Annotated in this window: 24 protein-coding genes, 4 tRNA genes and 1 pseudogene; 7 read left to right on the forward strand and 22 right to left on the reverse strand. The window is 44.4% G+C overall.

Going from position 1 to position 25,533, the window contains the following annotated elements; translation table 11 throughout:
* From rocF to rocD, 3 genes are all read right to left on the reverse strand, one after another.
* A complete protein-coding gene (gene rocF, locus NST56_RS21555) occupies positions 1-891 on the reverse strand; it encodes an arginase (protein ID WP_010332588.1) in 891 nt (296 codons plus the stop codon).
* Between the two features lie 73 nt (positions 892-964).
* Positions 965-2,368 (reverse strand): amino acid permease, encoded by a 1,404-nt coding sequence (locus NST56_RS21560; protein ID WP_326331777.1) that lies wholly within the window; start codon positions 2,366-2,368, stop codon positions 965-967.
* A 223-nt stretch (positions 2,369-2,591) separates the two neighbouring features.
* Positions 2,592-3,797 (reverse strand): ornithine aminotransferase, encoded by a 1,206-nt coding sequence (rocD, locus tag NST56_RS21565; protein ID WP_024123511.1) that lies wholly within the window; start codon positions 3,795-3,797, stop codon positions 2,592-2,594.
* A gap of 240 nt (positions 3,798-4,037) precedes the next feature.
* Here rocD and rocR point away from each other — a divergent pair, with 240 nt between their 5' ends.
* Positions 4,038-5,420 (forward strand): arginine utilization regulatory protein RocR, encoded by a 1,383-nt coding sequence (gene rocR, locus NST56_RS21570; RefSeq protein ID WP_229148251.1) that lies wholly within the window; start codon positions 4,038-4,040, stop codon positions 5,418-5,420.
* 164 nt (positions 5,421-5,584) lie between these two features.
* On the opposite strand, the gene NST56_RS21575 is transcribed toward rocR, so the two are convergent.
* The 13 genes from NST56_RS21575 to dnaB all read right to left on the reverse strand — a co-directional run bounded on the left by NST56_RS21575 (position 5,585) and on the right by dnaB (position 16,843).
* On the reverse strand, positions 5,585-6,781 hold the full coding sequence (locus NST56_RS21575; protein ID WP_268449230.1) for a S1C family serine protease: 1,197 nt from the start codon (positions 6,779-6,781) through the stop codon (positions 5,585-5,587).
* 81 nt (positions 6,782-6,862) lie between these two features.
* Positions 6,863-7,657 (reverse strand): MBL fold metallo-hydrolase, encoded by a 795-nt coding sequence (locus tag NST56_RS21580; protein WP_010332595.1) that lies wholly within the window; start codon positions 7,655-7,657, stop codon positions 6,863-6,865.
* Between the two features lie 14 nt (positions 7,658-7,671).
* A complete protein-coding gene (gene yycI, locus NST56_RS21585; RefSeq protein ID WP_010332596.1) occupies positions 7,672-8,517 on the reverse strand; it encodes a two-component system regulatory protein YycI in 846 nt (281 codons plus the stop codon).
* Positions 8,504-9,871 carry a two-component system activity regulator YycH gene (gene yycH, locus NST56_RS21590; protein WP_268449227.1) on the reverse strand — a complete coding sequence of 456 codons (1,368 nt, stop codon included), beginning with the start codon at positions 9,869-9,871 and terminating at the stop codon, positions 8,504-8,506. Before yycH ends, yycI begins: the two co-directional genes overlap by 14 nt.
* The gene (walK, locus tag NST56_RS21595; RefSeq protein WP_010332598.1) at positions 9,861-11,696 is read right to left on the reverse strand and encodes a cell wall metabolism sensor histidine kinase WalK; all 1,836 of its coding nucleotides are present in this window, start codon (positions 11,694-11,696) and stop codon (positions 9,861-9,863) included. Before walK ends, yycH begins: the two co-directional genes overlap by 11 nt.
* Positions 11,697-11,702: 6 nt before the next feature.
* Positions 11,703-12,410: a cell wall metabolism DNA-binding response regulator WalR gene (walR, locus tag NST56_RS21600; RefSeq protein ID WP_010332599.1), complete on the reverse strand. Its 708-nt coding sequence runs from the start codon at positions 12,408-12,410 to the stop codon at positions 11,703-11,705.
* Positions 12,411-12,793: 383 nt separating this feature from the next.
* Positions 12,794-12,866 (reverse strand) — tRNA-Phe (locus NST56_RS21605).
* Between the two features lie 35 nt (positions 12,867-12,901).
* Positions 12,902-12,978: transfer RNA gene (locus NST56_RS21610), tRNA-Asp, on the reverse strand.
* An 82-nt stretch (positions 12,979-13,060) separates the two neighbouring features.
* Positions 13,061-13,132 (reverse strand) — tRNA-Glu (locus NST56_RS21615).
* Between the two features lie 10 nt (positions 13,133-13,142).
* Positions 13,143-13,218: transfer RNA gene (locus NST56_RS21620), tRNA-Lys, on the reverse strand.
* A gap of 222 nt (positions 13,219-13,440) precedes the next feature.
* On the reverse strand, positions 13,441-14,733 hold the full coding sequence (purA, locus tag NST56_RS21625; RefSeq protein ID WP_010332600.1) for an adenylosuccinate synthase: 1,293 nt from the start codon (positions 14,731-14,733) through the stop codon (positions 13,441-13,443).
* 206 nt (positions 14,734-14,939) lie between these two features.
* Positions 14,940-15,359, reverse strand: a complete 420-nt coding sequence (locus NST56_RS21630) for a VOC family protein (protein ID WP_229148245.1) — start codon at positions 15,357-15,359, stop codon at positions 14,940-14,942.
* 119 nt (positions 15,360-15,478) lie between these two features.
* Positions 15,479-16,843 (reverse strand): replicative DNA helicase, encoded by a 1,365-nt coding sequence (dnaB, locus tag NST56_RS21635; RefSeq protein ID WP_010332602.1) that lies wholly within the window; start codon positions 16,841-16,843, stop codon positions 15,479-15,481.
* Between the two features lie 170 nt (positions 16,844-17,013).
* On the opposite strand from dnaB, the gene NST56_RS21640 reads away from it, so the two are divergent.
* Positions 17,014-17,214 (forward strand): DUF2188 domain-containing protein, encoded by a 201-nt coding sequence (locus NST56_RS21640; RefSeq protein WP_010332604.1) that lies wholly within the window; start codon positions 17,014-17,016, stop codon positions 17,212-17,214.
* A 51-nt stretch (positions 17,215-17,265) separates the two neighbouring features.
* On the opposite strand, the gene NST56_RS21645 is transcribed toward NST56_RS21640, so the two are convergent.
* On the reverse strand, positions 17,266-17,469 hold the full coding sequence (locus tag NST56_RS21645) for a hypothetical protein (protein ID WP_010332605.1): 204 nt from the start codon (positions 17,467-17,469) through the stop codon (positions 17,266-17,268).
* A gap of 120 nt (positions 17,470-17,589) precedes the next feature.
* Here NST56_RS21645 and NST56_RS21650 point away from each other — a divergent pair, with 120 nt between their 5' ends.
* The 3 genes and pseudogenes from NST56_RS21650 to NST56_RS21660 all read left to right on the forward strand — a co-directional run.
* Positions 17,590-17,730, forward strand: a complete 141-nt coding sequence (locus tag NST56_RS21650; RefSeq protein ID WP_339179116.1) for a YycC family protein — start codon at positions 17,590-17,592, stop codon at positions 17,728-17,730.
* A gap of 72 nt (positions 17,731-17,802) precedes the next feature.
* The gene (locus NST56_RS21655) at positions 17,803-19,011 is read left to right on the forward strand and encodes an MFS transporter (protein WP_268449221.1); all 1,209 of its coding nucleotides are present in this window, start codon (positions 17,803-17,805) and stop codon (positions 19,009-19,011) included.
* A gap of 131 nt (positions 19,012-19,142) precedes the next feature.
* Positions 19,143-19,526, forward strand: a pseudogene (locus NST56_RS21660) (mannosyltransferase); the annotation flags it as partial.
* Positions 19,527-19,562: 36 nt separating this feature from the next.
* On the opposite strand, the gene rplI reads toward NST56_RS21660, so the two are convergent.
* From rplI to NST56_RS21680, 4 genes are all read right to left on the reverse strand, one after another.
* The gene (rplI, locus tag NST56_RS21665; protein WP_010332608.1) at positions 19,563-20,012 is read right to left on the reverse strand and encodes a 50S ribosomal protein L9; all 450 of its coding nucleotides are present in this window, start codon (positions 20,010-20,012) and stop codon (positions 19,563-19,565) included.
* Entirely contained in the window at positions 20,009-21,988 is a 1,980-nt protein-coding gene (gene gdpP / locus NST56_RS21670; RefSeq protein WP_010332609.1) for a cyclic-di-AMP phosphodiesterase GdpP, read from the reverse strand. Before gdpP ends, rplI begins: the two co-directional genes overlap by 4 nt.
* 36 nt (positions 21,989-22,024) lie before the next feature.
* Positions 22,025-22,954, reverse strand: a complete 930-nt coding sequence (locus tag NST56_RS21675; protein ID WP_010332610.1) for a YybS family protein — start codon at positions 22,952-22,954, stop codon at positions 22,025-22,027.
* A 224-nt stretch (positions 22,955-23,178) separates the two neighbouring features.
* On the reverse strand, positions 23,179-23,328 hold the full coding sequence (locus tag NST56_RS21680) for a hypothetical protein (protein WP_010332611.1): 150 nt from the start codon (positions 23,326-23,328) through the stop codon (positions 23,179-23,181).
* Between the two features lie 144 nt (positions 23,329-23,472).
* On the opposite strand from NST56_RS21680, the gene NST56_RS21685 reads away from it, so the two are divergent.
* Complete coding sequence (locus NST56_RS21685; RefSeq protein ID WP_010332612.1) at positions 23,473-23,958, forward strand: spore coat protein; 486 nt, start codon at positions 23,473-23,475, stop codon at positions 23,956-23,958.
* 28 nt (positions 23,959-23,986) lie between these two features.
* On the opposite strand, the gene NST56_RS21690 is transcribed toward NST56_RS21685, so the two are convergent.
* The gene (locus tag NST56_RS21690; RefSeq protein ID WP_339179120.1) at positions 23,987-24,364 is read right to left on the reverse strand and encodes a winged helix-turn-helix transcriptional regulator; all 378 of its coding nucleotides are present in this window, start codon (positions 24,362-24,364) and stop codon (positions 23,987-23,989) included.
* A gap of 209 nt (positions 24,365-24,573) precedes the next feature.
* On the opposite strand from NST56_RS21690, the gene NST56_RS21695 reads away from it, so the two are divergent.
* Positions 24,574-25,503, forward strand: a complete 930-nt coding sequence (locus NST56_RS21695) for a manganese-dependent inorganic pyrophosphatase (RefSeq protein WP_339179122.1) — start codon at positions 24,574-24,576, stop codon at positions 25,501-25,503.
* The last annotated feature ends 30 nt before the right edge of the window (positions 25,504-25,533 follow it).

Here is a 25,533-nt window from a genome sequence, read left to right on the forward strand (position 1 = left end):
CTACAGCAACTTCTTCCCTAGCAGGGATTCTACGAGCTCTACTGCTGTTTGGCCAGTCTTGTTTTCGTGATCAAGAATCGGGTTGACCTCAACGAATTCAGCTGAGGTAATGATGCCTGCGTCATACAGCATTTCCATAGCCAGGTGGCTTTCGCGGTAGCTGATGCCGCCGACGACAGGGGTTCCGACACCCGGTGCGTCGTTTGGATCAAGTCCGTCCAGATCAAGACTGAGATGGACGCCGTCGCAGTCTGACAAATAATCGAGGGTTTCTTCGATCACCTTTGTCATGCCGAGACGGTCGATTTCATGCATCGTGTACACCTTCATGCCGCTTTCCTTAATATACTGGCGCTCTCCTTCATCAAGTGACCGGGCGCCGATAATGACGACATGTTCCGGTTTGATTTTAGGCGCGTAGCCTTCAAGGTTAACCAGTGACTCGTGCCCGATGCCGAGGCTGACCGCAAGCGGCATGCCGTGAATATTGCCTGAAGGTGATGTTTCAAGCGTATTCAGGTCACCGTGCGCGTCGTACCAGATGACGCCGAGCTTATCGTAATGCTTCGCTGTACCTGCGAGCGTGCCGATCGCGATACTGTGATCGCCGCCGAGGACAAGCGGGAATTTTTTCTCTTCTATCACGGTGTTCACCTTTTGAGCGAGCTTTTCGTTTCCTGCCAGTACGGAATTTAGGTTTTTCAGTTCTTCATCGTTTTTGATCTTTTCACGGCTGATCGGAATGTCACCGAGATCTTCAACCGTATAACCCATTTCTGACAGCCTCTCAATCAGATGGGCATACCGGATGGCACTTGGCCCCATGTCCACTCCTCGTCGTGCTTGTCCTAAATCCATTGGCATTCCAATAACCGAAATCGTTTTATCCATCTGTGATTCCACCTCAACATATAAGATAATGTCCTATGCGGGTTATAACAAAGATGACTTACGGACAACGTTTTTAAAGCTCTAGCTGACGATTTGCCTGCTTGCGTTTTTTAATGACGACATGATAAATGATGTAGCAAATGACCATAAACGGTACTCCGCAATACAGCGCGATACGCTGCTCCGGATCAAACGCGAGACTGATGAGAACGACTGTATTTAACGTTAGACCGATCAGCGGAAGCACCGGATATAGCGGTGTTTTAAATTTCAAATCTTCCGTCTTGCCGCCTTCACGGATATATTTGCGTCTAAACATGATTTGGGAAAGCGAAATCGTAATCCAGCCGACCTGTGCGCTCATGCCCGCCAATGATAGAAGCACCATATATACGGTTTCAGCCTGCGCAAATTTTGTCAGAAGTGACAGGCAGGCAACAGCCATCGTCACGATTAACGCATTCATCGGCACACCGCGTTTATTTGTCTTGCCAATCGCTTTGAAGGCCTGTCCTTCATTCGCCATCGCGAACAGGATACGTGTCGATGCGTATAAACCTGAGTTTGCAACGGATAGCAGCGCGATTAAAATCACAAAGTTCATGATGTCAGCAGCGTATGGAATTCCGATTTGCTCAAATACGACAACAAACGGACTTTCCACGACTCCCGCCTGTTTCCACGGAATCATGCCGGCAATGACAACGATTGATAGAACAAAGAAGACCAGTGTTCTCCAAACCGTCTGTCTGATTGACCGCGGAATCGTTTTTTCAGGGTTTTCACTTTCTCCCGCAGCAACCCCGATCAGCTCTGTTCCCTGGAACGCGAAGTTCACAGTAATCATTGTGATCAGCATTGCTTTTATGCCGTTCGGGAATAACCCATCTTCATAAAAATGCGCCAGAAACGGTGCTTGCTCTCCGCCTTTTAGGTCAATGAAGCCGAACATAGCGGCTCCGCCGAGAATAATAAATAAAAGGATAATCAATATTTTAATGCCCGAAAACCAAAATTCAGATTCTGCAAAGGCTTTCGCGGTTATCGCATTTAAGGTAAACATGAGGGCCGCAAAGACCAGACACCAGATCCAGACCTCCACATGCGGAAACCAGCGCTGCATCAGCTGTCCCGCTGATAAAAATTCAATAGCGCATGTAACCGCCCAGCCGAGCCAGTACAGCCAGCCAAACGCAAACCCGAAGGCCGGGCTGATAAATTTTGTCGCATAGGTCTGGAAGGACCCAGACACAGGAAAGGCGACCGCAAGCTCCCCTAAGCAAAGCATGGTCAAAAACATGATAAAGCCGCCCACTAAATAGGACAGAACCGCGCCGAGCGGCCCTGCTTGGTTAATGGTAAACCCGGTTCCCAGGAAGAAACCGGTTCCGATCACTCCACCCAATGAAATCATAAACAAGTGGCGAGATTTCATTGTCCGCTGGAGCTGATTTCCGTTATCTTGGTTCGTATTCACATTCTGCACCCCTTCAGCAACTTGTATTGGATCTAAGCTGGAACATCTACATGGTGCGTATCCCAGTTTGCTGTCCAAAGAGTCTCTATCTATTTAATATAAAATTCACTTCTTCTCATAAAGATACATTATACTAAAATACTGTAGCTGAGCAAATAGGGAGTGCTGATTTTTATGTTGTAAATTTATACAAACGAAGTGAATATCCCGCCATGGTGCGGATTTATGCCTTTTGCAGCACATGCTTAATTTTTTCAATTGCCCAATCCAGATCCTTTTTGGAAATGATTAATGGAGGGGCAAAACGAATGACGGTATCATGCGTTTCCTTGCATAAAAGTCCTTCATCTTTTAAACGCTCACAATACGGACGCGCCGCTTCCGTCAGTTCCACACCGATAAACAGCCCTCTGCCGCGGACTTCTTTAATGATAGGGTTATCAATGCTCTCCAGCTCTTGTTTAAAATACTCGCCAAGCTCAAGAGAACGCTCCGCCAGCTTTTCATCTTCCAGCACTTCCAGTGAGGCGATGGACACCGCACACGCCAGTGGATTTCCGCCAAATGTGGAGCCGTGTGAGCCCGGGTTAAACACGCCTAAAACGTCGCGGTCCGCCGCAATGCATGAGATCGGGAACACACCGCCGCCAAGCGCTTTCCCCAAAATGTACATATCAGGATCAATGCCATCCCAGTCACAAGCGAATGTCTTGCCTGTACGTCCGAGACCCGTCTGAATTTCATCAGCAATCAACAGCACATTCTCTTCCTTACAAATCGCCGCCGCTTCCTGCAAAAACCCTTCAGGCGGAATCACAATGCCCGCTTCGCCTTGAATCGGTTCAAATAAGAATGCCGCTGTGTTTGGCGTAATCGCCTGACGCAGCGCTTCCGCATCTCCATAAGGGATTAGTTTGATTCCCGGAAGCATCGGACCGAATCCTCTTTTATACTCTTCTTCAGAAGAAAGAGAAACCGCCAGCATCGTCCGGCCATGGAAGTTCCCGACACATGCGATAATTTCCGCTTGATTGTCGGCTACGCCTTTCACTTCATAAGCCCAGCGCCTCGCTGCTTTTACCGCAGACTCAACCGCTTCAGCCCCCGTATTCATCGGCAGAATCATCTCTTTACCCGTCAGCTTAGCCGCCTTTTCGTAAAACGGTCCGAGCTGATCGTTGTGAAACGCGCGAGACGTCAGCGTAATTTTATCAGCCTGATCCTTTAATGCCTGAATGATTTTCGGATGTCTGTGTCCCTGATTCACCGCAGAATAAGCACTCAGCATATCCATATATTCATTGCCTTCCGGGTCCTTTACCCAAGCACCCAGCGCTTCAGAAATAACAATCGGCAGTGGATGATAATTGTTGGCACCATAGTGAGACGTCTGATCAATAATTTCTTTGGATTTTGATAAAGCTGGCATATTTGAATTCCCCCTTGTTTTCTGTTTCCACACTATATCCTGCTTTCCCTTTTTATAAATGCAAGTTTCGTGCCAACTCGCACATTCGTGTATTTTCTACAATATTCGAGGCATGGGTGCAAAAATATTCAGATATTTCGCGCGAAATTTTCATAAAGTGCAAAATTCTTTTGCATATCCTCTCCAATCTTTTATAAAATAGAAGCAATATTAAGAAAATAAATGAGGGAGGTTTATACTTTGGTCAAAGACAGCGAATTCCTCACATTAGTGTTTCAGAGCATTCTGGATGAAATTGATGTCGGCCTGCACGTGGTGGACGAGCATGGAAACACCATTGTTTATAACAACAAGATGATGCAGATTGAAGATATGGAGAAGCAGGACGTCTTAAATAAAAACCTGATGGATGTGTTTATGTTTTCGAAGCAGCAGGACAGCACGCTTGTGCAAGCCCTTCAGGAAGGCAAAACGATCAACAATGTAAAGCAAAGCTATTTCAATAATAAAGGCCAGGAAATCACGACGATCAATCATACATATCCGATTATCCAAAACGGCGAAATCAAAGGCGCTGTCGAAATTGCCAAGGATGTGACAAAGCTTGAACGCCTGATCAGAGAGAATATGAATAAAAAAGGAAACGCGACGTACACATTTGACAGCATTCTCGGCACCAGTCCGGCGATTCAGGATGTCATCGAAAACGCCAAGCGGGCGACCCGAACGTCTTCATCGGTGCTTCTCGCAGGTGAAACCGGCACGGGAAAAGAGCTGTTCGCACAAAGTATCCATAACGGCAGCGACCGATCAAGCGGCCCGTTTATTTCTCAAAACTGTGCTGCTCTGCCTGACAGCCTGGTGGAAAGCATCCTGTTCGGGACGAAAAAAGGTGCGTTTACAGGTGCCGTTGACCAGCCTGGCCTGTTTGAGCAAGCCCATGGCGGGACACTTCTGTTAGATGAAATCAACTCGCTGAATTTGAGCTTGCAGGCAAAATTGCTGCGTGCCCTGCAGGAACGGAAAATCAGACGCATTGGTTCGACCAAGGATACACCGATTGACGTGCGCATTATCGCCACGATGAATGAAGACCCGATTGATGCCATTGCTGGAGAGCGAATGCGTAAGGACTTGTATTACAGGCTGAGCGTCGTGACGCTGATCATCCCGCCTCTTCGGGAGCGCAAAGAGGACATTTTGCTTCTCGCGTCGGAATTCATCCAGAAAAACAACCACCTATTTCAAATGAATGTCGAACAGATCAGTGAAGATGTGAAGCAATTTTTCTTATCCTATGATTGGCCGGGAAATATTCGCGAGCTTGAGCATATGATCGAGGGTGCGATGAATTTCATGACAGATGAACAAATGATTACAGCTAACCATCTGCCATACCAATACCGAATGAAAATCAAGCCGGCTGACACATCGGAGCCAGAAACCGAAGGGCATCAGCCAACAGCTGATTTAAAAGAAAAAATGGAGAGCTTCGAAAAATATGTAATCGAGAACATTCTAAGAAAACACGGCCATAACATTTCAAAAACCGCCCAGGAGCTCGGCATCAGCAGACAAAGCCTGCAATACCGGCTGAAGAAGTTTTCTCTGCACGCAAAATAACAACCAGTAATCATACATAAAATAAACGCTGAAAATGGAAAGCTGACAAGCCCTTACACACTGTTTCACGTGTAACATCCATGTATTTTCTATGGAACGGGCGTGACCCCGTTCCGCTCTTTTACATAAAAAAACAGCCTGGCATTGGTGCCAGACTGCTTCCATTATCTCCCTAACTGATCTGCGGAAGACAGTTTCACTTCAACGGACTTTTCTTTTCCGCCTCGGTAAAACGTCACCTTTACCCGATCACCGACACGTTTTTGATAAAGCCGCTTCCGAAGATCCACAATATCATTTACTTTTTGCCCGTCAAATTCAGTGATGACATCCAGTTCCTTGAGTCCCGCTTTTCCGGCAGGTGAAAAGGCATCTACACCCATTATCACCGCTCCGTTGGTCACATGTTTAGGAAGCTTCAGCGTTTCATCCCAATGGTAGCTTGCGATATCATTTAACGATTTCATTTCAATGCCAAGGAACGGGCGCTTCACTTCGCCATATTTCTCCAAATCCTCTATCACCGGGATCACAAGTTTAGATGGAATAGACAGGCCAATCCCTTCAACCGCTGACTCCGCGATTTTCATTGAATTGATGCCGATGACTTTTCCGTCCATATTTAACAAAGCGCCGCCGCTGTTCCCCGGGTTAATGGCCGCATCGGTTTGCAGCACCTCTGCATTCCAGTCAGGCTGACCGTCATCATTGGAATCAACCGGAATCGCTCTCTCTGTTCCCGAAATGACGCCCTGTGTGACAGAGCCTGCAAATTCAAGGCCTAACGGGTTGCCGATCGCAATTACCGGTTCGCCTGATTTCACTTTATCTGAATTGCCAAAATCAGCGACGGCTTTGATTTTATCGCTTTTCACCCGCAAGACGGCAAGATCCATCAGTTGGTCGCTGCCGACAAGCTCAGCAGACACGCGCGAACCGTCTTTTAAACTGATTTCAATTTGGGAAGCGCCCTCGATCACATGATGGTTGGTCACGACATAAGCTGAGTTGTCATTTTTCTTGTAGATGACACCTGAGCCGCTCCCAGCCTCACCGCTTTCTCCCCAAATATCTGTTTTTTGAATGTTTACGACACCGACAACAGCTGGCGACACATTGCTGACAATCTTAGTGACAGCGTTGTTCACACTGACATTCACTGTTCGAATTGGTTCCTGCCTGTTGTTCAGCTGTTGATCTGCCTCACCTGTATCTAACCCCTCATTTGAAAGGTATGGCATTAGAAACGCCATCAATACAGCGCCGACAATCACCCCGATCAGACTTGAAAGAAAATAACCTTTTTTGCTTCTCTTCGGCTGTTCAGGAGTATTATGTTCCTCACGCTCGTAATCCACCATATTCCATCCTTTCAGAGAACGTTGATATGGTTATATTGTGGATTAGAAACTCCTATAATAGTCATGTTACACAAGAAAAAATTATACAGCGCAAAGCGGAGTAGCCTTTTTCGGGTCGGTATCAAACAAATCAAATGTCTCGCCTGCCACAAACCCTTTAGAAGCCAAGGTCTGCTGAACAGACATTCTGGCCAGCTCTTTCATATTGTTGTCTTGACTCAAATGGGCGAGGTAGATACGAGATGTCTCATCGCCGATGACATCAGTCATCGCCAAAGCAGCATCTTCATTTGAAACGTGCCCGACGTCACTTAAAATGCGCCGCTTAATACTCCAAGGGTATCTTCCCATTTGCAGCATGCCAACATCATGATTGCTTTCAAAAACGAACACATTCGCCGAACGGATAATGCCCTTCATCCGGTCGCTGACATATCCTGTGTCTGTCATTAACGCGAGCTTGCGCCCATTACAATGAAACACATAAAACATGGGCTCAGCCGCATCGTGAGAGACGCCAAACGATTCTACATCAAGTCCGCCAAACGACTTCACCGTCTCCATCGGAAACTCAAACTTTTGATCGGTATCAATTTTGCCGATCTGGTTCTCCATCGCCTTCCACGTCTTCTCGTTCGCATAGATCGGAAGCTTGTACTTTCTGGCGATGACGCCGAGGCCTTTAATATGGTCACTATGCTCATGCGTCACAAAAATGCCGTCCACATCATCCAGCTTACGTCCGATTTGCGCCATTAATCCGTCCATGGCTTTCCCGCTTAAACCGGCGTCCACTAAAAACGCGTGATCCTCTGTTTCCAGGTAAAACGCATTTCCCGTACTCCCGCTCGCAAGTACGCTAAATTGCAAGCTCATTTCAGTTCACTCCATTATTTTGATTGATCTGTATCTAAAATCGTACTCTCCAAAGCATTCACAGTAAAATACTCTTGCACTTTCTTTTTCTCGCCGTTCACTTTTTTATCATACTCCACCGTAACTCTCCATACCGGCGCCAGTACCTGCGTACTTGTCAGCGGATATTGCGCCACATAGCCGAATTTCACACTCTTTATGGTGCAGTATTCTTTTAACTGATTTTGATAGTACAATAATTCAACCGCATCAAGCTCAGTAATTAAGCTTTCTTTCTGAATCTGCTTAAAGGTCTCAAGGGTCGACTGCTCGTATGACACAACCTCGTTTTTATCGTTTAAATGCAAAATCACTTGTCCGATCATATTAGAGGAGTTATCAGTCTTCTGATAAATGTAATGGCCTTCATACGTTTGGAAGTAAATGATTTCTTTTTTAGATTTATCCACCTTCCAAAGCTTGTATTTTTCACCATCTTGAATTTTAGAAGACACAAGCGCCTGTGCATCGCCCTCTATGTTTTTCTTGGAAAGGCCAATCGGGCTCGTAAACTTCATCTTTAGGTTCGTTACTTTATGATCATCACTAGGCATATCCATCATAGGCTTTTGATCCTTGAGTGATTCAATATCATCCTTCGTGAAGACCTTTTGATTCGCCGTGATTCGATAGCCTTCTATCGCTTCCTTATCCAGACCTTCATACGTGATATGATCTGCCTTCATGTCATGCTCTACATCGTTTTTAATGACTTCATATTCTTTACTGATCGATCGCTTCTCAAAAAACTGATAGCCTAAGAAAATATCTAAAATGAGGAAGGCAACGATGAAGATTGTTTTTGTCTTATTCCACTCCATTGTCTGCCCCCTCCTTCGTCAATAATTCCTTCGTAATCGGCACCATTTTTCCGTTTATTTTCATAGCCCAAACCGGTTCAAGCTCAACAAGAGGATCATCGTTAGTTGATGTTGACACCAACTGATACGCAGGGAAAATCTGATCAATTTTGTCCGTATCATACGCCGTTTGTTTGGATAGAAGAGCCCTCACTTCACTACCGCTCATCAGCTCTGTTTCACTTGTTTTAATCGGATTCGTTCCAAGACTGTAGTTCGGCCGTTTATAGCTGAGAATATCGTCATTGGCCCATTGCACGGTGATCGCCGAAGTGCCGCCAAACGGTTTAGACATGCTGTTAATGACCGGGAGCTGGTCCATAAAGATATAGAAACTCAGCTGCTGGCTGTCATTGATATTAAAAAATTGATAGTGATCCGTCCAGCTTCCTGTATCCTCTAGGTATTTCTGACTCTTTTTGATTAACTCACCTGTTTGATACGAGGTGCTCTGCACTAAATTACGCTGCTGAAATTGAACCTGTCGCTGAGTCAAGCTGACATCTAAACGGCTGATGCCATCCGTCAGTACATTTCTGTTATTATAATTTGAATCTTCTCTTACGATGCTCGGATCGCTGAACAGTGCCTGTTTAAAAGTGTTTGTCTTAATTGATTCCGTGACAAATTCCTTTTTATCCATCGTAAGCGATTTGTTCGGAAGCAAGAACTCTTTCTTTGTTCCGATCGAAAACAAGCTGTACGCAGGCATGTTTGATTTTTTGTTTTGTAAATCATTCATGATATTCCGGTAGTTTGCTGATTCAACCGTCACTTCCAGAATAAGCTGCTTGCTGTAAGATACCAAATAAATCTTCTTATTCGTTTTTGTTTCTTCGAATGGGATCATAATATGATCAAACGAGCTGTATTCAAACGATTGATTGGACCATTTAAGCAGCGTTTGAATAATATCAATAGGTATCGTGTCACTGAATTGCAGATCAAGCTTGGCAGCAGAACCGCCTCTTCCATAAAACCAGCTCTTGAATCCGGCCTTATCATATTGATCCGATATATCTTTAATGCCTTTTACATCCCAATGCGGCAAATCTGACCAGACTTCATCATAAAGTGTTTCATCATCGACCTTATAATGAGCACCGTCATCATGAATAAACATTTCCCGCGGTTTTACCGTTTCAGACAGTTTTTGGGTATTTTTCTCAATTTTATGTTTCTCACGCACCATAGACTCCGCTGATGACGAGCCTTCAGAAAAATTAGGCTGAAATGTCCATATGCTCCATGTAAAAACAAGACTGATGACGACAAGTACCGTAAGTAATATTGTTTTTATATTTTCACGCTTCATCCCAATCATCCTCTTGTTCTTCTTTATATGGAAGAGTAAAAGTTATCGTTGTGCCTTTTCCTTCTACACTGTCTGCCCAAATATCTCCGCCGTGCGCCTGAACCATTTCCCTCGCAATGGCAAGTCCCAGACCGGTCCCGCCGAGCTTTCTCGTTCTCGCTTTATCGACCCTGTAGAAGCGGTCAAAGACTTTTTCGACATCCTTTTTCGGAATCCCGATCCCTTCATCCTTAACACTGATATAGAGAAGTTCTTCCTCTTCATTTACGTCAATCGAGAAGGTGACATGTCCGCCTTCAGGAGAATATTTTAAAGCGTTGGAAATAATATTATCGAGTACCTGCGTAATTTTATCCTGGTCAATCTCTACATACAGGTTTCTGTCCGGCAGATTGCGGATAAATTCTACATGCTGTTCCTTCGTCATTTCAAAGCGATCAATAATGAGGGACATAAATCGGACGATTTGAATCCACTCACGATTAAATTGATAATCCTTGCTGTCAAATTTAGAAAGCTGAAGCAAATCGTTTACAAGCCGAATCATCCGCTCTGTTTCATTCTGCGTCACCATTAAGAAACGCGGTGCAATGTCTTTGTTTTCCCATGCACCTTCAGCTAACGCCTCTAAATAACTGCGCATTGTCGTAAGCGGCGTCCGCAGCTCGTGTGATACATTCGCCACAAACTCTCTGCGTTCCTGATCAATTTTCTCCTGCTCGGTTACATCGTAAATGACCGCAATTAAGCCGTCGATTTTGCCATGCTCCCTTTGAATCACGGAGAAATTGACGCGAAGCACTGTCAGTTCGTCGTCCCGCTCAATTTCGAGCAGCATAGAGTCCTGCTGTTCAACTAAATCTTCAAATGTATAATTCTCTTGAATCCCCAGCAAGCTTGTAATCGGCATTTCCAAAGCTGTTTCACGTGAAACGTTCAGCAGCTCCAGCGCCGGGCTGTTCAAGAGGATAATTGCTCCGTTTCGGTTTGTGGCAATAACGCCGTCCGTCATATAGGCAATAACAGAGGAAAGCTTTCTGCGTTCACCCTCTGTCATGGCCTGTGCATCTTCAAGCTCTCTCGTTAAGTGATTAAACGTTGTGGCGAGCTGTCCAATTTCATCATGACCATACTTTCTAACCTTCCTGGAGAAATTCCCTTTCGCAAGCTCCATTGCCTGTTTCCTCATATCTGAAAGCGGGTGGGTAATGGTTCTGGCTAGAAAAATACCGAGAAGGGCTGTCAAAACGAGGGCCAAACCAGTGCCGGAGGCCAGTATTGTGTTGATGGTCTTCATTTGGCCAAAGACATCTTCCATGCTCGCTACCACATAAATCGCTCCGACAACCTCTTGGTTTTCAGTGGTAACGGGCTTTGCGGAAATGAGGACTCTTATTTTGCTTTTCGGGTCATAATATTTTCTAGAATAAGACTGTTTAGTAGAAAAAATTCTTTTGAAAATGAGATCCGTCGTTTGTTTCCCTGCAACTTCTTCTCCATATGGCCTTGAAGAGCCAACCACTTCATAGCTTTTATCAACAAAAGTAATTTCCCGAATTTCATCACTCTTCGTGAAGTCATTCAAAATACGGCTGACATCATCCTTAATGACGGTGCTGTCGTTATCACTCTTATATTCCTGCTCAATATAATAAGAAAGGTTGTCGATTCGCTGATTAAGCGATTGTTCATAAGATGTAATCAGCGACTTCTCTACCTGATTGACAAAATACACACCAATGACTTGCATCGCGATGATAATCAAAAGCACATAAATCAAGGTAATCTTAAATTGGATCGACCGAAAAAAACCAACCTTATTCATTGGGCATTAGTCCTGTTCTGGGTTTCTCAAGTAATAACCGACGCCGCGGCGTGTGACAATCCAATTTGGATGGCTTGGGTTGTCCTCAATTTTTTCACGAAGGCGGCGCACTGTTACGTCAACCGTTCTGACATCCCCAAAGTAATCGTAGCCCCAGACTGTTTGCAGCAAGTGCTCACGTGTCATGACTTGACCGATGTGTTTTGCCAGGTAATGCAGCAATTCGAACTCACGATGGGTCAATTCGATCGTTTCATCTCTTTTAGACACTACATACGCGTCAGGGAAGATCACGAGGGAGCCGATATGAATGTCGTTGGAAGATGATTCTTCCTCCGCTGGCGCTGTTGTCAGCTGGCGGCGCAGGTTCGCTTTCACACGGGCCAAAAGCTCACGTGTGCTGAACGGTTTCGTAACATAGTCATCAGCACCGATTTCAAGCCCGATGACCTTATCAATTTCTGAATCCTTAGCCGTCAGCATAATGATAGGCATATCGTATTTCTTTCTGACTTCACGGCATACTTCAACGCCGTCTTTATTTGGAAGCATAATATCTAAAAGAATTAAATCAGGCTGAAGCTCTTCCACCATTTCGACGGCTTCATTTCCGTCATAGGCGCAATGCACTTCATAGCCCTCTTTTCTTAAGTTGAATTCTAATATATCTGCAATCGGTTTTTCATCATCTACTACAAGGATCTTTTTATCCATCATTTTTAATTTTCCTCCTGCCGAATGGTCTTCATTTCATCTATACACATTCGTTACATCACTTATGGCCCAAATAGAACAATGGGTCCTTGTCTATTATAACGGTTTAAGGTCAAAAGATAAAAAAAATAAAGGTTTAGAAAAAAACACATTTTTCACCTTCATCCACCAGTTGTCTATCTTTTGTCATGTTTTTCAACTTTTCTTAAAAAAGATAATTTAAATGAAACCTCCGCTCACCTGCGTGCGTCTTTTCATTGACGTCTTCTTCTTTGAACCGGCCGCAGGGCCGGTTCTCCCTTTTTCTTCTATTATAACACTCCGCATGTCTATCTTTTCTTAAAAGAAAAAACGCACCTACGATTGCAGATGCGTTTGGTAAGTGGCTCGGGACGGAATCGAACCGCCGACACACGGATTTTCAGTCCGTTGCTCTACCAACTGAGCTACCGAGCCAAATGATTTATTTTTCTCTACTAAGTAAAGTAAAATGGCGGTCCGGACGGGACTCGAACCCGCGACCTCCTGCGTGACAGGCAGGCATTCTAACCAACTGAACTACCGGACCTTACAGTAATTTGTCTGGAGAGCTGTCGTGTCAGCTCTCGCAGACAAATAAGGAATTTAGCAATAACGCTAAAGTAAATCAATGACCCGTACGGGATTCGAACCCGTGTTACCGCCGTGAAAGGGCGGTGTCTTAACCGCTTGACCAACGGGCCTTCACAAAAATGGTGAGCCATGAAGGACTCGAACCTTCGACCCTCTGATTAAAAGTCAGATGCTCTACCAACTGAGCTAATGGCTCCTAAGATGCCGGATTTTCCATAGAGCAAACGACTTGGATCAAGTTCTTATCTTGTACTCTATTGAAGTAGTTTCCGTAACAACGAGATTTATAATATCACGAACAAATAGAAGTGGCAATAACTTTTTTGGTTTTTTTTCATATTTTTTTCTCAGACCAACTTATATGCAGTTTTCAAACAAAAAAAAAGCCCCTGAAAACAGGGGCTTACGGGTGTTCTGCTTAGTTCGCACGATACACGCTGCGAAGGACATTTGTTTGTGAACGGTCTGGGCCGACAGAGAAAATAGAAAGCGGAATGCCTGTCAGCTGAGACACGCGCTCAAGATAGTGACGCGCGTTTTCAGGAAGCTCGCTCAAGCTTTTCGCACCTGTAATATCCTCAGTCCAGCCCGGCATTTCTTCATATACCGGCTCACATTCAGCAAGTGCTTTAAGGCTTGCAGGGAATTCTTCGATGATTTCGCCTTTATAGCGGTAAGCCACACAGATTTTCAGCGTTTCAATTCCTGTTAGGACGTCAATTGAGTTCAGAGAAAGATCTGTGATTCCGCTGACACGGCGGGCGTGGCGGACAACGACACTGTCAAACCAGCCGACACGGCGTGGGCGGCCTGTTGTTGTTCCATATTCACGTCCGACTTCACGGATTTGATCTCCGATTTCGTCTTTCAGCTCAGTCGGGAAAGGACCATCGCCGACACGAGTCGTATAGGCTTTTGAGACGCCGACTACGTGCTTTATTTTTGTCGGGCCGACACCTGAACCGATGGTTACACCGCCGGCAACCGGGTTAGATGACGTAACAAACGGGTATGTTCCTTGGTCGATATCAAGCATAACCCCTTGCGCGCCTTCAAATAACACGCGGCGGCCTTCATCAAGCGCATCATTTAAAACAACCGATGTATCGCAGACATATTTCTTAATCTGCTGTCCGTATTCATAATACTCATCTAAGATATCTTCTATTTTAAATCCTTCTGTCTCGTACATTTTCTCAAGCAGACGGTTTTTTTCTTCAAGATTGCGTTCGAGTTTCTCCGCAAACGCGTCACGATCCAACAAGTCTGCGATACGAATGCCGATTCGGGCTGCTTTATCCATATAAGCAGGGCCGATTCCTTTTTTCGTTGTGCCGATCTTGTTTGCTCCTTTTCGCTCTTCTTCCACTTCATCCAACTTCAAATGATAAGGCAGAATCACGTGAGCTCTGTTGCTGATTCTCAGGTTATCTGTACTGACGTTGCGCTCATGAAGATACGCAAGCTCTGTGACTAATGCTTTTGGATCTACAACCATTCCGTTTCCGATCACACACGTCTTATCTTTATAGAAAATTCCAGACGGGATTAAGTGAAGCTTGTATGTGACTCCGTCAAACTTGATGGTGTGCCCTGCGTTATTTCCGCCTTGATAACGGGCGATCACTTCTGCATTTTCTGATAGGAAATCTGTGATTTTACCTTTTCCTTCATCGCCCCATTGCGTACCTACTACAACTACTGAAGACATGTCCGTGCACCTCCGTTAACCTTTCAAAAACGATTCTATTCAAACAAATCAAGTTTATCAGTGAAGAAACAGAAAGTCAATCGCAAATCCGAACATTAAATTCTTATAAATCCTCATTCGTTCGCTTTAATTGATATTAGAAGCGTTTTCTTAAAGCTTTTCCTCGAAAAGCTCATGAAACTTTCATCCTTTAGTGGAGGAAAGAATCACTTGTCTGAAATCCCTTTTGTGTTCATGAACACGATTCGCCAGCCGTCTGGATCCTCTATTGTCACCCCTCCATGACTCCAGTACGGGTTCTCAGGTTCCGCCTCCTGATAACCCATTCTTTTTAATTTTGCAGTGATGGCTTTGATTTCTTCTTCGTTCGGCACATAAAAGACGAGCAGGCTGTCTGGATGGGGCACGGGCGCTGTACTTTCCCCTTCATGCTGGGTGAATTCCAAGTGGTAATCGGTGTGGGGGAGGCCAAACATGACACCGTCATACCCATTATGCTGATGAAATTCACCAAGTCGTTTTAAGCCCAGCCCTTCTTCATAAAACCGAATGATCTGGTCAAGCCGGCCCGTGGGTCTCGCTATCCGAATTTGTGCGGCATGAAATTGTGAAAAACGATTCCTCATTGTTACCCTCTCCTTTTTGCCTCATTTTATTAAACCGCTTTCATTTTCACATCCGCTAAGCGGCTGGTTTCTCTTCCGTCTTTTGGATGAAAAAAACCCCAAGAAAAAGCTCTTGGGGTTTACGCACCGGGCGGAACACCTGCGTCGTCAAAACGCCGTTCCAGGTTGACGAATTTATTGTATTCTTTTACGAACGCAAGAGACACGGTTCCTACCGGGCCGTTACGCTGTTTGGCAATAATGATTTCGATAATGTTTTTGTTCTCAGTTTCTTTGTCATAGTAGTCATCACGATAAAGGAACGCAACAATATCTGCATCCTGCTCAATACTTCCTGATTCACGGATATCAGACATCATCGGACGTTTATCCTGACGCTGCTCAACACCACGCGAAAGCTGAGAAAGCGCAATAACAGGGACTTGAAGCTCTCTGGCGATCGATTTCAGTTCACGGGAAATTTCTGATACTTCCTGCTGACGGTTATCCTTTGAACGTCCGCTTCCCTGAATCAATTGAAGGTAATCGATCAAAATCATGCCAAGACCGCTTTCCTGCTTCAAACGGCGGCATTTGGCACGGATTTCACTGACACGGATACCTGGTGTGTCATCGATATAAATTCCGCTGTTGGACAGGCTTCCCATCGCCATCGTCAGCTTGCCCCAATCCTCTTCTGTCAGATTTCCTGTACGAAGGTTTTGGGCATTGATATTTCCCTCGGCACAAAGCATACGCATAACGAGCTGCTCGGCACCCATCTCAAGACTGAAAATGGCTACACTCTCGTCGGTCTTTGTCGCTACGTTTTGCGCGATATTCAGGGCAAAGGCCGTTTTCCCTACTGACGGACGGGCAGCCACAATAATCAAGTCATTGCGCTGGAATCCGGCAGTCATCCGGTCAAGTTCAGAAAACCCTGTTGGAATCCCGGTAATATCACCTTTTCGATTGTGAAGCTGTTCGATGTTGTCATACGTCTGAACAAGGACATCCTTGATATTTTGGAAGGCGCTTGTATTTTTGCGCTGCGCCACTTCCATAATCGTTTTTTCCGCTTCACTGAGTAAATCTTCAACCTCGTCCTCGCGGGTATATCCGTCCTGAGCGATTGTTGTCGCTGTTCTGATTAACCGGCGAAGAATTGATTTTTCCTCAACGATTTTTGCGTAATATTCTATGTTAGCCGCTGTCGGCACCGAGTTTGCGATATCTGTCAGATACGATATGCCTCCCACTTCTTCCAGCAGGTCCGTGTTGGCAAGCTCTGACGTCACCGTAACTAAATCAACCGGTTCACCGCGGTCTCCGAGCACCAGCATTGCATTATAAATTTTTTGGTGGGACATTCTATAGAAATCATCTGGAATCAATACCTCTGAAGCCAGTGTTAAAGCAGACGGCTGTAAAAAAATAGCGCCTAACACGGCTTGTTCGGCTTCTATATTTTGCGGCGGCAGCCGATCATTCAGAAGGTCTGTCATGCTAAGCACCGTCCTCTCATTAAAAAATCTCCAAACTCCATTTTACCATTTATCCAGAAAAAAAATAGAAAAATTCTTTGTTTCCTATTTTTTTCAGTCAGCAGATTGGATAGTTTCGGACAGTGTCAGCCTGGGGAAAAAAACTGATAAAACTTGAGGGAGGAATAAATATGCTGAAAAAATACGCCGTAACACCCAACGTCGATGTGGACGGCTGGTTTATCACAGTGGATAATGTGGCGCCTACAGCTTTATACACCTCTAAAGACGCCGCAATTGAAAAAGCGAAGCAGGTAGCCAAAGAGAACAGCCCGGCAAAGCTTGTGATTTATGACCAGCATAAAAATGTGGAAGAGGAACTCTCTTTCTAACAAACTGAAAGCCTTCGCTGCCGCGGGGCTTTTTTTAACGGGTAAGACACGCTATTCCATCCATTTGAATCCGGTACGCATCATGATATCCGCCGCCTTTTGATACAGCTCCCACTCTTCAAATGAAGCAAATTTCCCCATTAGCTCCTGAAGCTTATGCCGCAAAGCGATATATTCTTCCAATGTGACAGCTCTCTCAGTGTCGATCTGATGCTCATACAGCATTTGTTTTAATAATGATAACGGTTTATTCATGCTGAACCCTCCTTATCTCTTTTATAAGGGGCATTTTCGGATTGCACCATTCCTTTGTGATATCTTCTTACGTTTCACATCTGATTCTTGTACAATGGACAAAAGAGAGGAGGGATCTTTGTGAGACCTTTGCAAATTTCTGCTGATACTGCACAAAAGCTTGCAGAGTCTTTGAATCTGCCGCTTGAACAGATCATGCATATGCCTCAGCATATCCTGCTTGCCAAAATGGCTGAATTGCAGAAAGAGGACAAATCATAACCCGCACTCGCATACTTGCTTACATGTATCGGAATGATATTAAGTATATGTTAGAAAAGAGGAGTAACTGCTTTGCCACATCCACAAAATAAAAAAATCCAATCGTTTTGGCTGATTGCCGGTATTATCTTTATCGCGTTTAATTTAAGACCTGCAATCACTTCAGTTGGGCCGGTCATCAGCTCCATCAGGACAGAGCTGCACATGTCCAACGGGGCAGCCGGGTTTTTGACCGCTCTGCCGCTGCTTTCGTTTGCCGTTCTTTCTCCGCTCGCGCCTAAGCTAGGACGTCGTCTTGGAAATGAGCGAACCTTATGGCTTGGTCTCCTGATACTGTTTATCGGTGTTTTGATTCGATCTGCCGGCTATACCCCCGCTCTGTTTTTCGGAACGGCACTTATCGGAATCGGAATTGCGATCGGAAACGTACTTTTGCCAAGCTTAATCAAACATAAATACCCTGAAAAGCCAGGGCTCATGATCAGCCTGTATACAACATCAATGAATATATTCGCTGCTTTAGCATCAGGTATCAGCGTACCTTTAGCGGCCCAGTTGGATGGCGGATGGAAACAGGGATTTCTCTTATGGGGAGGCTTGGCATGTCTAGCCTTGCTGATTTGGATACCCCAGCTTCGCCATCGGGATGTGTCCAACCAGACGCCGCAGCTTCAAACAAGTCCGATTTGGGCTTCCAAAATGGCATGGTTCGTCACCATCTTCATGGGCCTGCAATCCTTTTTATTTTACAGCAGTATCGCCTGGTTTCCTGAGATTCTCCGTTCACACGGAATTGATACGTCAACCGCCGGATGGCTGGTATCACTCATGCAATTTGCGAGTCTGCCTTCCACTTTTCTGACACCGGTTTTAGCTGACCGCGTGAAACATCAGCGCGGGATCGTTGCAGCGCTGACCGCAGTCTATCTGATCGGTCTATGCGGATTATTAACGGGGGGCAGCCATGCTATGCTTGCCATCTGGATGGTGATTATCGGTATCGGACAAGGCTCCAGCATTAGTCTGGCACTTACTCTCATTGGGCTCCGAAGTGAAAATGCGTATCAGGCTGCAGCGCTGTCGGGCATGTCCCAGTCATTTGGCTACCTTCTTGCTGCTGTCGGGCCGATCTTTGTCGGGTTTCTCTTTGACCAGACACATTCATGGACAATGCCGATTGTGCTTCTTATTGCTGCTCTAATCGTCATGGGAACAGCAGGACTCGGGGCAGGACGCGATCGATACGTCCTTCAGACAGAGAGAAAGCGAAATTCAGCATAGAAAATGGGCGGTGAACTTGTCTCCGCCTCTTTTTTATGAAAAAAACTGCAAGACATTCTTTGAATCTTTATGGTTTATTCATAAGTTTTTCATATTTGTTTTTTACAATAAGACATCATAAAGAGGTGAAAGAGGTTGATACCGGACTCTTGTCCTATCTGAGAAAGCATAATACCGGCGAAGAGTATCTATTTGCTGCTTTGACAACCGTAACGGCTGCGCCATATATCATCAATACAGATGAATCCGTCATGGCACTCGGCGGCTTCAACGGCACAGATCCGATCCTGACTGTCTCTGATCTGAAAAAACTAGTCAAAGAGGGAAAAGTAAAATACTTCCTGCTGCCAGAAAAGAACTCAGGCAATACTGAACTCATTTCTTGGATCAAGAAAAACGGCCAAGAAATATCTTCTGACAAGTACAGCAGTTCCTCGAGCAGCACAAGCAGCCAGCAAAGCATGAAAGGTGGACCTGGCGGAGAAAGCCAGCAAACCCTTTATCTCGTAGAATAAAAAAAGAGGCTTGGATCAATCCAAGCCTCTTTTCTATTAAGCTTCTTCTTTCACATGTACCTTTAACACAGCCTGCACCTCAGGATGCAATTTCACAGGAACGTTTGTATAACCTAACGCACGAATGCCGTCCGGCAGTTCCAGCTTCCGCTTATCCACTTTAATGTTATGGTCTTTTTGAAGCTGTTCAGTAATTTGCTTGCTTGTGACAGAGCCGAACAATCGGCCGCCTTCACCTGATTTCGCGCTGAGCTCAACAGTCAGTTTTTCTAATGTCTCTTTTAAGCTCTTTGCCTGCTCAAGCTCTGCGATGGCTTCTTTTTTCTCTTTCTGCTTTTGACCGTTTAGTACACTGATGTTTGACGCGTTCGCTTCAACCGCGAGGCCTTTTTTAATCAGAAAGTTATGCGCATAACCATCTGCTACGTTTTTCACTTCGCCTTTTTTTCCTTTTCCTTTTACATCTTGTAAGAAAATAACCTTCATCTTTGTACGCCTCCCTCAAAATACTCATCTATGGCGCCCTTCAGCCGCTCCAGTGCTTCTGTTACTGAAATGCCGGATAACTGAGTCGCCGCATTTGTTAAATGTCCTCCGCCTTCCAGCGCCTCCATGATGATCTGAACATTCACATCGCCAAGAGACCGCGCACTGATACAAACAGTTTGTTCATCACGTCTTGCTACCGCAAATGAAGCCTCAACCTCGCTCATCGACAGCAGAGAATCCGCAGCCTGCGCAATCAGCACTTGATCGAAATATTCATCCTCATTCTCAGGCAGTGATGCAATCGCGATGTTCTCTTTATAGAGGGCCGTATGCTGGATTAGCTTCGCTCGTTTAATATAGGAATCAACGGTTTCTTTGAGGAACTTCTGCACAAGCACCGTATCGGCGCCTTTTGCTCTTAAATATGAAGCCGCATCAAAGGTCCGCGAGCCAGTGCGGAGTGAAAAGCTCTTTGTATCCACTATTATACCAGCTAATAGGGCCGTTGCTTCAATCATATTGATTTTTAAGCGCTTCGGCTGATACTCAAGCAGCTCTGTCACCAATTCCGCTGTTGATGAAGCGTACGGCTCCATATAGACGAGCAGCGGGTCTCTGATAAATTCTTCGCCTCTGCGGTGATGGTCGATGACCACAATATGCTCAATTTTGTTTACCAGCCGTTCTTCTATAACAAGCGACGGCTTATGCGTATCCACGATGACAAGCAGCGTGTCGTCATTGGCAATTTCCATTGCTTCTTCGGGCGTGATGAACCTTGACCACAGCTCTTCATATTTTTTAATTTCCTCAATCAAGCGCTGCACACTTGAACCGATTTGATTCGGATCAATCACAATAAAACCATCTTTGTTATTTGCCTGTGACACCTTTAATATCCCGATCGCCGCACCGATAGAATCCATATCGGGAAATTTGTGTCCCATGATAATCACATTGCTGCTTTCAGAAACAATTTCCTTTAAAGCATGAGAAATCACGCGGGCGCGCACCCTTGTTCGCTTCTCCATCGGGTTCGTTTTACCGCCGTAAAACTTCACTTTTCCGTTTGGCAGCTTAATGGCTACCTGGTCTCCGCCGCGGCCCAGCGCTAAGTCCAGACTGGATTGCGCCAAATCGCCAAGCTCCTTCAGCGATGAGACGGAAGCTCCGACACCGACGCTTAAGGTCAGCGCAACGCCGTCAAATGAGGTTTTTTCCCGTACCTCATCCAGAATCGAAAACTTCGAATTTTCAAGTTCGGTTAAAATATTCTCATTAAGCACAGCGATAAAACGTTCTGACGATGTCCTTTTTAGGAATATTCCATACTCCTGCGCCCAAGCGTTGAGCAAAGAGGTCACTTGGCTGTTCATCGTGCTTCTCGTCTGGTCGTCTAATCCTTGCGTCACATCATCGTAGTTATCAAGGAAAATATAGGCCAGCACAGTTCTTTCATTTTCATATTGCTTTTCAATCTGTATCTGTTCCGTCACATCGAAGAAATAAAGCAGACGCTCATCCCGTTTGATGACCACTTTAAATTTTCGGTCATTCAATGTAACCGTTTCCGATTCTACCTCTTGTTTGATGAGCGGCACAACGGATTCACAAGTATCATAAAGTGATCTCCCCACTAATGTACTTTCATTAAAGCAAGAAGAGAGAAACGGATTTGCCCATTCTATATAGTATTGATCATTAAAAAGCATGATACCGATCGGCATTTCCATCAATGCCTCTTCCCCGACTTTTTTCAACCTGTAGGATAACGTAGAAATATAAGCGTCAATCTCTTTTCGAATAAGAGAATCCGCGCGTTTTATAAAAAACAGTATAACTGCCAGCAGCAACACTTCAACGGTTCCTATGATCCAGTTAAAATAAAAGCTGATGAGGATTGTAATGATTGACAAAGCAATCAATGCATAGATGGGATACCGAAACAACGGTTTTTCATAAAAGCTTGGCATTTCTATCACTCCCCACCATGTGAGTAAAACTCATTTTCACTTCACCTTATTCCTTATGTTAAAGCCCATGTCTATAACGCCTAAAATGCGAATGGCTGCCATAAAAATCGGTTGCAGCAGACCAAGAATGACTGCAATGACGGCCACTGCCTTTGGATATTTTTTCTTATGGCAATAGAAAAAGATAAATGATAAACCTTGGATAAAAATAAGAAATCCGAGTATAAACTCCCCATTTAAAGCGATAGAGTACAGCATTTGGCCTTTTTCTAAAGGCAGAAATGAAAGCATGACAATCAACAAATACAGTACTACAACACTTTGCGGAAACTTCAACTCTCTAAAAGGCTTTAGACTAGGAATATCGGGGGAGAATCGCCTTAAGAGCGGCTTAGCGATAAGGTAACTGAGGAAAGAAAAAATGGCTCCTACCATCACGATAGCTGTTGGAAAAAGATATTGAACCGTACTCAATTGTTCTTCCATCAGTTTCATTTGTTTCTCAAGTTCTTCAGCATTACCCGATTGTTTCAAAACGGATTCAACGATATCGAGTGATTGCCGATATTGTGTCATTGCTTCATCAATGATATTGATACCCAAAAACTGAATGCTTATCACAAAATAGAACACGATACAAAGCATATAAATAAGGGCACCCGAAATAATAGCATGACCGGGTTCTCTTTTTTTGAAAAAATGCCCCATGGCTATGCCCGCACAAGCTGACATAAAAGCTACAATCAGTCCGTTAAAGGACCCGACAATAAAGACAACAGGAAGACTGACAGCGCCCATCCATAATCCTAATTTCAATCCGTGTCTGATCGTATAAAGGATCATAGGCAGCGGCAGTGCAAATAACAGAATGGTTCCAATCAATGGAACATAAACGACCAGCAGTGTGATGATCGCAAACAAACTGATTAAAATAGCACCTTCCATTAATGCTCTTGTTTGTTTCACTTAGTCACCTCGTATCATACTGAACATACGAATAGAAAAGAGCAGCATAAACGACTGCTCTTTTTTTCATCGCCGCAACATGTTTTGCACCAATGTTTTCATATCATCTCTAAAATTACTTTTATATTTTAACATAAGTCCAAATCGCAAGTAAAATGACGCCAATGTTTCATGTGAAACATTGCAAACGAAAAGACATTCTTTAAAAGAATGCCCATCACTTCTTATTCTTTATCATCCATAAAACCAGAAGATTCTTTGTTTTTCTTCTTCGTTTTTCTGACATATACAAATATTAAAATCACAAGTAAAAGGGTTGTTGCTTGCAGAACGCCGCTGCTAAACAAGAAAAAGTTCTTTATCATGTCCCACATCGTGTTTCACCTCTTTTTGGATGTTCTCAACCCGTATCCTATATAAGGTGGATTCCCTTTTTAAAAACTTCAAAACATCATGAACAACATTGAACGTTGGGCATATGCTGATACAGAATCTGATTGATAAAGGAGATTTGTTACATGGATGAACGCAGAACGTTGGCTTGGCATGAAACATTAGAGATGCATGAGCTGGTTGCTTTTCAGTCAAACGGGCTCATTAAACTGAAGAAAATGATTAGAGAAGTTAGAGACCCTCAGCTCAGACAGCTTTATAGCGTTTCCATTCAGGCCGTTGAGCAGAATTTAAGAGAGCTTCTCCCATTCTTCCCTCAGGCGCCGATGCCTCGCGATGATGAAGAAGAAGAGCGTGCGGATAACCCATTTTTCAGCGGTGACCTGCTCGGCTTTGCCAAAACATCTGTCCGCAACTATGCCATCGCAATTACAGAAACAGCAACACCTCAATTAAGAACCGTACTTGTCAAACAGCTGAACGCTGCCATTAAGTTGCATGCGCAAGTTTATCAATACATGTATCAGCATGGATACTACCCATCTTACAATCTTTCTGACCTGTTAAAAAATGACGTCAGAAACGCCAATAAAGCCATTTCGATGAAATAAAAGAAGCAGCAAAGGCTTCCCTTTGCTGCTACTTCTGCTGTTCTTTTAATAAACTGGTTGAACGACGCGCCTCCAGTGCTTCTCGGTTGGCGTCGCCCCATTCTTTCATTTGCAATACAATCGGCTCAAGCGTTCGTCCGAATTCTGTCAGAGAATATTCAACCTTGGGCGGCACCTGGTGATAAACTTCGCGATGAACAATGCCATCCGCTTCAAGCTCTCGAAGCTGTAGGGTCAGCATTCTTTGGGTAATACTCGGGCATATTTTGCGAAACTCATTAAACCGTTTCTTGCCATCTATCATGTGATAAAAAAGGATTCCTTTCCACTTTCCGCCAATGACATCTAGTGTAAATTCAACCGGACAGCCTTCTTTGTTCGGATAAATATTATTTTTTCGGCTCATGTTCGACCCTCCAATAGTACCTTTTTTGATACTACAGATCATTTTGCAACTGACCTACCCAGCATTTTACACACCTTTCCTCTTTCACTCAAAAAAAATGCTTTATATTCACATCAATTTTTAAGGGTTTGCATGATTACACCCGCAGCAAGACGTGTTAAACTATAAAAAGAATGTTTACACTACTTAAAAAAGGATAAGGAGTTATCATGGAAAAAATACTTATTTTCGGACACCAAAATCCAGATACAGATACGATCTGCTCTGCTATTGCTTACGCTGATTTAAAAAACAAACTCGGTTTCAACGCTGAGCCTGTCAGACTTGGACAAGTCAACGGCGAAACACAATATGCACTTGATTACTTCAAACAAGAAAGCCCTCGTCTTGTAGAAACAGCTGCAAACGAAGTGAACGGCGTTATCCTTGTTGACCACAACGAACGCCAGCAAAGCATCAAGGATATTGAAGACGTTCAAGTTCTTGAAGTCATCGACCACCACAGAATCGCAAACTTCGAAACAGCTGAGCCGCTTTACTATCGTGCTGAGCCTGTCGGCTGTACTGCTACAATCTTAAACAAAATGTACAAAGAAAATAACGTAACAATCGAGAAAGATATTGCCGGCCTTATGCTGTCTGCTATCATTTCTGACTCTCTGTTATTCAAATCTCCAACTTGCACGGATCAAGACGTAGCGGCAGCAAAAGAACTTGCTGAAATCGCTGGCGTAGATGCTGAAGAATACGGCTTAAACATGCTGAAAGCAGGCGCTGACCTAAGCAAAAAAACAGTTGAAGAGCTAATTTCTCTTGATGCAAAAGAATTCACACTCGGCAGCAAAAAAGTCGAAATCGCACAAGTCAACACAGTGGATATCGAAGATGTGAGAAAACGCCAAGCTGAGTTAGAAGCAGTGATTTCTAAAGTTGTGGCTGAGAAGAACCTTGATCTGTTCCTTCTTGTCATCACAGACATCTTAGAAAACGATTCACTTGCACTTGCAATCGGTAACGAAGCGGACAAAGTGGAAAAAGCATTCAACGTCACATTAGAAAACAACACAGCCCTTCTTAAAGGCGTTGTTTCTCGTAAAAAACAAGTCGTTCCTGTATTAACAGACGCGATTGCAGAATAATAAAAAAGCATCCCGCTCCCGGGATGCTTT

The sequence above is a fragment of the Bacillus sp. FSL R5-0560 genome (genome assembly GCF_037966305.1).
Taxonomy (GTDB): Bacteria; Bacillota; Bacilli; order Bacillales; family Bacillaceae; genus Bacillus; species Bacillus mojavensis.

Coding starts and splice junctions, on each gene's coding strand:
- rocF (WP_010332588.1), bottom strand. CDS start 891: ATGGATAAAACGATTTCGGTTATTGGAATGCCAATGGATTTAGGACAA.
- rocD (WP_024123511.1), bottom strand. CDS start 3,797: ATGCCAGCTTTATCAAAATCCAAAGAAATTATTGATCAGACGTCTCAC.
- NST56_RS21575 (WP_268449230.1), bottom strand. CDS start 6,781: ATGGTGGATTACGAGCGTGAGGAACATAATACTCCTGAACAGCCGAAG.
- NST56_RS21580 (WP_010332595.1), bottom strand. CDS start 7,657: ATGAGCTTGCAATTTAGCGTACTTGCGAGCGGGAGTACGGGAAATGCG.
- yycI (WP_010332596.1), bottom strand. CDS start 8,517: ATGGAGTGGAATAAGACAAAAACAATCTTCATCGTTGCCTTCCTCATT.
- yycH (WP_268449227.1), bottom strand. CDS start 9,871: ATGAAGCGTGAAAATATAAAAACAATATTACTTACGGTACTTGTCGTC.
- walK (WP_010332598.1), bottom strand. CDS start 11,696: ATGAATAAGGTTGGTTTTTTTCGGTCGATCCAATTTAAGATTACCTTG.
- walR (WP_010332599.1), bottom strand. CDS start 12,410: ATGGATAAAAAGATCCTTGTAGTAGATGATGAAAAACCGATTGCAGAT.
- purA (WP_010332600.1), bottom strand. CDS start 14,733: ATGTCTTCAGTAGTTGTAGTAGGTACGCAATGGGGCGATGAAGGAAAA.
- NST56_RS21630 (WP_229148245.1), bottom strand. CDS start 15,359: ATGAGGAATCGTTTTTCACAATTTCATGCCGCACAAATTCGGATAGCG.
- dnaB (WP_010332602.1), bottom strand. CDS start 16,843: ATGACAGACCTTCTGAATGATCGGCTGCCGCCGCAAAATATAGAAGCC.
- NST56_RS21640 (WP_010332604.1), top strand. CDS start 17,014: ATGCTGAAAAAATACGCCGTAACACCCAACGTCGATGTGGACGGCTGG.
- NST56_RS21645 (WP_010332605.1), bottom strand. CDS start 17,469: ATGAATAAACCGTTATCATTATTAAAACAAATGCTGTATGAGCATCAG.
- rplI (WP_010332608.1), bottom strand. CDS start 20,012: ATGAAGGTTATTTTCTTACAAGATGTAAAAGGAAAAGGAAAAAAAGGC.
- gdpP (WP_010332609.1), bottom strand. CDS start 21,988: ATGCCAAGCTTTTATGAAAAACCGTTGTTTCGGTATCCCATCTATGCA.
- NST56_RS21680 (WP_010332611.1), bottom strand. CDS start 23,328: ATGTGGGACATGATAAAGAACTTTTTCTTGTTTAGCAGCGGCGTTCTG.
- NST56_RS21685 (WP_010332612.1), top strand. CDS start 23,473: ATGGATGAACGCAGAACGTTGGCTTGGCATGAAACATTAGAGATGCAT.
- NST56_RS21690 (WP_339179120.1), bottom strand. CDS start 24,364: ATGAGCCGAAAAAATAATATTTATCCGAACAAAGAAGGCTGTCCGGTT.
- NST56_RS21695 (WP_339179122.1), top strand. CDS start 24,574: ATGGAAAAAATACTTATTTTCGGACACCAAAATCCAGATACAGATACG.